The organism is Bacteroides reticulotermitis JCM 10512 (genome assembly GCF_000517545.1).
Taxonomy (GTDB): domain Bacteria; phylum Bacteroidota; class Bacteroidia; order Bacteroidales; family Bacteroidaceae; genus Bacteroides; species Bacteroides reticulotermitis.
Genome location: NZ_BAIV01000060.1, coordinates 1 through 5,380 on the forward strand (window position 1 = coordinate 1; position 5,380 = coordinate 5,380).

Sequence of the window (5,380 nt, forward strand, 5' to 3'; positions counted from 1 at the left end):
CCAGGCTATCGACGAGCTTACGGAACGTATCAAAAACCATCATAAGGAAATAAAGGAGAGTTTGGGATTTGTTACGGCCGAACTCGTTAAGAACGCCCTGAAAGGTATCGCCCAAAAACCGCTTACGCTAATGAAACTCTTCGAAGAACATAACGACGAGTTTAAAAAACGGGTTGGAATAGATCGTAAAAAAGAGGCACACGATGTATATGTGGTATCATACAATCATCTTTTGGCATTTATCAGGAAAAAGTATGATGCCGATGATGTAACGCTCCGTAGTCTTAACCTTCGTTTTTACGAGGATTACGATCTCTTTTTAAGGGCAGACAGAGGGTTACAGCAAAAAACAGTGCATCAACATCTGTACAACCTAAAGAAAATAACCAAGCGGGCATTCAATCAGGGAACGCTCCGGCGCGACCCTTATATGAAACTGTTTCCTGAATTGCCGCCGCTAAAGAGCCGTCATCTGAAACTGGAAGATTTGGAGAAGTTGATGCAATGCCAACTCGACAGACCCAACTTACGTCGCGCCCGTGATTTGTTCGTTTTTTCGACGTTCACCGGATTGTGCCACGCCGACCTTACAAGATTGTCTGACGAGCATATTGAACAGGCTTCTGACGGAAGTTTTTGGATTAAGATAAAGCGCCAAAAGACCGGAACAGGATGTGATGTACGCCTTTTGGAAATACCCCTGAAAATTATGGAGAAATACTGTCCTCAGAGAACCGGCAAACGTATATTCAAAGTTTATGACCGTAGCTATATGGGGAAACTTTTGAAAGAAATCGCTAAGATTTGCGGAACCGGACATATTTCATTTCACAAAGCACGACATAATTTCGGAACGCATATTACGCTCTCACAGGGCGTTCCTATTGAAACCGTAAGCCGGATGATGGGACATAAGAATATCTCCACCACACAGATATACGCCAAAGTAACCGATAAAAAAGTGGATGAAGATATGAAACGGCTTAAATCCCGGACGGCATCTAAAGCTAATAAAGTTACATTGTATGAAGATGAATCGCTCCGGGCGGCTATCCGTTATCCCGGAGAAAGGAAGAAAAACAAGAATGTTCAACCCTCAAACAATCAATAAAATGAATACAACAACAATCAAAATAGAAGAAGGACGGGTAATTATCCGTTCAATAGCGGGCGGCGTTTGGCTTACCCAGCACGAAATCGCCGATATTTTCAGCGTGTTCATATCGGCTATAAACAGCAATATCCGTTCCATACTAAAAAACGAGATATTACGGGAAGATATGGTTTGCCGCCATAAGGATAATGGAAACGGCAGTATATTGACACTCTATAATCTGGAAATGATAACGGCACTGGCTTTCCGGCTCAAATCCCGGCAGGCGCAATATTTTCGTGAGTGGATTACCGGACAGGCATTGAATCCCGTGATACTTTGGAAAATCCCCGGCATTAATACGATGCTGAATTGATTGCTATATGCCGGAAACAAGAAACGACCCGTAAATAAGGTCGTTTCTTGTTTATACCAATTCCTGTTGGTCGATGGTCTGCTTTCGGGAATCTTCCAAAAATTGCTGTATTTCTAATTCTTTATAAAGGATTTTACCACAGATCAGGTAATAGGGAATAGTTCCTGCCGAACGGTATTCCTGTAATGTCCTGCGGCTTACCCTCAGCCTTTCCGAAAGCTCCCGGTCGGTAACGAAGCGTTGCCCGTTAAAAGAACGACGGGATGGGACTTCCAATTTATCAATCAGACTACTTGCCTTTTCCAACCGTCGAAAAATGTCTATCACGCGCGGATCGCTTTTTTCAATCAAATTATTCATGACCTACATTTTTTTCGGTTGATGAGCCGAAGATTGCAGTAGTTTCTGCACATCTTCCGGCTTGTAACGTATCTTATACTCTATACGGCTATAAGGTAATAACCCCTTTTCCCGATAGCTTTGCAGTACGTTTGGTTATATCCAATATCTCGCAAACATCCTGATTATCCAGCCATTTTTTCAAACTTAAATCTTCCTGACGGCGGTATAACCTCTCCGCCTTTTCTTCAATATCTTCGACACGTTTTACTAAAGTGTCAAAGACCTTTATACTCATACTGATTATCTCCATATTTCTACGCTTTGTATTCCCGGAGAAACAAAAATAGACATTCCCATTTAGCTATTTACCGCTCTATTTTTCTATGGCATAGAGTGGCTACCAACTAAAACAGACTGGCAGCCAAAGTTGGTCAACCGCCAATAAATACAGCGATTGCAGTGATTGTTTCCCATAATAACCAATCACTGATACAGTTTTTTCTACCGTTCTCCCGGTATAACGTCTTCCTCATTTTTATATGCCTGGATATGGAGAGGGTAAAAACATGATGGTTCTGTTGTCAGCAGCAAAGGTATTTCCGGCGTTCACGCCCAACAAAATTTTTAGCAAAAAATCTTCCTCTTTCCCTGCGGGCGAGCGTATTTCCCGCGAAAAATTTGGTGTGGGCTAACACCTACCTTTTTAAGCTACTGAAACAGAACTCATCATACCCTCTCCGTTACGGCATAAAAAAAAAGTCAGACGTTATGAGAACAATAGAAAAAATAAATAGGAAACAGGAATCTATCAACCATCCATTAAGCATAAAATTGGTGGTAAAGATAGTAGCGACCGCAGTAGGTTTCTATGTGTGGGGTATCGACTTTATTTGGGTGGTTTTGGGCGTGGTTTTCTGTTGGAATATCCTAAAGGGTATCGCATCCTGCCTTTTCTCTCTCATCGCTCTGATAGGCTTTTTCTGGTTTTTATTCACTCACATTTTTTAATCCCAACGATTGTGAGCAAAGTGTTTTTATTAGGAGCAAACAAGGAGATAGACAGAGCCAAACAAGTGGTAGAAGTCAATCAGATAATCCAAATGGAGGGTTACAGCTACGACAGGTATGTAGTATATGAAATCCGCAAAAATGATTGGGGCATTGCTTACAAGTTGATTAACCTGCGGACAAAGGATTTTCAGACGGCTGACATTATCAGACCATTAAACGAAAAATTCGGTATCGGTTATTACTATGACAGCGAGAACCCTCAATTTATGGACAGTTTCGAGGTAGCGATACTTCTTCAACAAGCACACGGACAGAAGCAAGCGGAGCAGGACGAAGCCGAAAAGGAAAAAATCAGAGTAGAGCAGGTTAAAGAAATCGGAGGAAAACGCTTTGCCGAGATATTCCCCGAAGATGCACAAGCAGTTATCGTGGCGAGATTGAAACAGGACGACAGCGACCGAATGACCGATTATTATGCACACAGTACGCAACGCACTGTTATTTTGGGCTTTTCTAAGCACAAACGGGACATCTTTCCCGAAATGCGGAAACACGCTCCCAATTTAGAAGAAACCGAATATTTAGCTGAATTTAACGAGGACTACGAACATCGGGAAAAGTACAGCATGGGCGACGGCTATTATTTGGGAGAGAGTAAATATTGCGGTTGGATAATCGAAAAAGTGAAAGTCTATGACCGCAATCGCACGATAGAGGATTTTGCCTACACCGCAGGGAACGAAAACAATATACACCTTTCAAAGACCGATACAACGCCACCGAGCAAGCCGACAGAAGAAACCAAAGGCGGTTGCATATTGGTAGAGTATTCAGCCAAAGCCGTAGCCGTTTTCGGAGATACCAAGTCAATCAAAGACGAACTCAAAGCAATGGGTGGACGATTTAACAGTCATCTGACATTCAACGGAAAGAGGTTAGCTGGTTGGATATTCACAAAATCACAGGAACAGCAATTAGCCTATTATTTCGGATTAGATTAAGTATTCATACGGGGCGGAGCAATTCGCCCCACAAATCACAAAAACAATGAAAGCAGAAAATACAGCAACCGATTATTTCAAAATAACTATACAGAGTTATTTAGAACAGAGAGCGCAGACCGATGAACTGTTCGCCCCCACCTATGCCAAGTCGAACAAGAACATTGACGATTGTGTAACCTACATTCTCAATTACGTGCAGCAAAGCGGAATATGTGGATTTACGGATGATGAAATCTACTCCCTTGCCCTGCATTACTACGATGAGGACAGTATCGAGGTAGGCAAGCCAATCAACTGCAATGTAGTGGTAAACCATGCTATTATCTTAACCGACGAAGAAAAAGCGCAGGCACGGCAGAAAGCCATTCAGAAAGTACAGGACGAAGCCTATGCCAAAATGAAACACGGTAATGCCAAGCCGAAAGCCAAGCAACCCGAAACGAACACAGTCCCTAACCTATTCAATTTTTGAGCCATGAAACCGCTAAATAAATTCCAAGCACAGGTAGTAGAAGCAAGTAAAACCCTGCCGAAACTCACGAAAGAACAGACCCAATGGGGGTATGAAAACAGTATAGACCATATCGGACACCGCACCGAAAAAGGGGTAATGACCTGTACTAAATGCGGTCATTCGTGGCAGGGTGCAGGGCATTTGGTCACCACCCTAACGGATTGCAACTGCCCGAACTGTAATACCAAACTAACGGTAGAAACGACCAAGAAACGAACATTCAGCGCACGTTACTACATGACAGTAATAACCGCCCATGCAGGTTATCAGGTATTGCGCTCTGTAATGCTATTCTGTTCGGTTAAGGTCGGAGAAACGCCCAAATACGACTATTCAGAGGTTATGCAACGGTGGATTGCTCCCAATGGAAAACATTGCACATTCGCAAAACTCCGTCAGACAATGGGAACTTGCTATTATGATGCGTGGATATTTCACACCCCTTTAGAATTGCGTAGTGAAAACAGCAATAATAAGTTCTATATCAATGTATATGACAAAATATATACAGGAGTAGTTTACCCCCGAATGAAACTAATCCCTGAATTGAAAAGGACAGGCTACAAAAAGAGCTTATACGGACAAAAACCGTTAGACCTGTTTCGCACCCTACTAACCGATAGCCGAGCCGAAACGCTGATGAAAACAGGCTATACCAAGCTACTAAAGCGCATCATGGACAGCGGTTGGAAGAACATAGACAAATATTGGCAGTCCATCCGTATCTGCATCCGAAACGGCTATAAAATCAAAGATGCAACGCTTTGGTGCGACTATATAGACAATCTTCGATTCTTCGGGAAAGACCTCTATAATGCCAAATATGTATGCCCGACAGACCTCAAAGCCGAACATGACCGATATATGCTGAAAAAAGCCAAAGCCGATGCACAAGCTGAATTGGAAAAGCAACTTGAAAAGGAAGCCGAATTTAAGGCGATTAAAGCCAAGTTTTTCGGACTTATATTCTCTGACGGTCGTATTAGTGTCCGTGTACTTGAAAGCGTACAAGAGATAGTAGCAGAGGGACAAGCGATGCA

At 42.6% G+C, this 5,380-nt stretch carries 8 protein-coding genes and 1 pseudogene; 7 read left to right on the forward strand and 2 right to left on the reverse strand.

All coding sequences use genetic code 11. The annotated features are described in order from the left end of the window. Together JCM10512_RS20630 and JCM10512_RS20635 are read left to right on the forward strand one after the other, a co-directional pair. Positions 1-1,111, forward strand: a 1,111-nt coding sequence (locus JCM10512_RS20630; protein WP_044165789.1) for a site-specific integrase, incomplete at its 5' end; no start/stop codon positions are given. Position 1,112: 1 nt separating this feature from the next. Next, a complete protein-coding gene (locus JCM10512_RS20635; RefSeq protein ID WP_044165790.1) occupies positions 1,113-1,469 on the forward strand; it encodes a virulence RhuM family protein in 357 nt (118 codons plus the stop codon). 51 nt (positions 1,470-1,520) lie between these two features. Here the strand turns inward: JCM10512_RS20635 and JCM10512_RS20640 are convergent, their stop codons facing one another. Next, positions 1,521-1,829, reverse strand: coding sequence for a helix-turn-helix domain-containing protein (locus tag JCM10512_RS20640; RefSeq protein ID WP_044165791.1), 309 nt, complete (start codon positions 1,827-1,829; stop codon positions 1,521-1,523). A 3-nt stretch (positions 1,830-1,832) separates the two neighbouring features. Further along, positions 1,833-2,121 (reverse strand): annotated as a pseudogene (locus JCM10512_RS20645) (helix-turn-helix domain-containing protein). A gap of 256 nt (positions 2,122-2,377) precedes the next feature. Here JCM10512_RS20645 and JCM10512_RS24705 point away from each other — a divergent pair. The 5 genes from JCM10512_RS24705 to JCM10512_RS20665 form a co-directional block, all read left to right on the forward strand. Further along, positions 2,378-2,503 carry a hypothetical protein gene (locus JCM10512_RS24705; RefSeq protein WP_262482626.1) on the forward strand — a complete coding sequence of 42 codons (126 nt, stop codon included), beginning with the start codon at positions 2,378-2,380 and terminating at the stop codon, positions 2,501-2,503. Positions 2,504-2,579: 76 nt separating this feature from the next. Continuing rightward, positions 2,580-2,819 (forward strand): hypothetical protein, encoded by a 240-nt coding sequence (locus JCM10512_RS20650; RefSeq protein WP_044165798.1) that lies wholly within the window; start codon positions 2,580-2,582, stop codon positions 2,817-2,819. A gap of 11 nt (positions 2,820-2,830) precedes the next feature. Beyond that, the gene (locus JCM10512_RS20655; RefSeq protein ID WP_044165794.1) at positions 2,831-3,823 is read left to right on the forward strand and encodes a hypothetical protein; all 993 of its coding nucleotides are present in this window, start codon (positions 2,831-2,833) and stop codon (positions 3,821-3,823) included. Between the two features lie 46 nt (positions 3,824-3,869). Then, positions 3,870-4,298 (forward strand): PcfK-like family protein, encoded by a 429-nt coding sequence (locus tag JCM10512_RS20660; protein ID WP_044165796.1) that lies wholly within the window; start codon positions 3,870-3,872, stop codon positions 4,296-4,298. A gap of 3 nt (positions 4,299-4,301) precedes the next feature. Then, the coding region (locus JCM10512_RS20665) for a PcfJ domain-containing protein (protein WP_044165797.1) at positions 4,302-5,380 on the forward strand (1,079 nt) is incomplete at its 3' end.

Bases quoted from the DNA above. Each gene is read 5' to 3' on its own strand.
- JCM10512_RS20635 (WP_044165790.1), top strand. From the start codon at position 1,113: ATGAATACAACAACAATCAAAATAGAAGAAGGACGGGTAATTATCCGT.
- JCM10512_RS20640 (WP_044165791.1), bottom strand. From the start codon at position 1,829: ATGAATAATTTGATTGAAAAAAGCGATCCGCGCGTGATAGACATTTTT.
- JCM10512_RS24705 (WP_262482626.1), top strand. From the start codon at position 2,378: ATGATGGTTCTGTTGTCAGCAGCAAAGGTATTTCCGGCGTTCACGCCC.
- JCM10512_RS20650 (WP_044165798.1), top strand. From the start codon at position 2,580: ATGAGAACAATAGAAAAAATAAATAGGAAACAGGAATCTATCAACCAT.
- JCM10512_RS20660 (WP_044165796.1), top strand. From the start codon at position 3,870: ATGAAAGCAGAAAATACAGCAACCGATTATTTCAAAATAACTATACAG.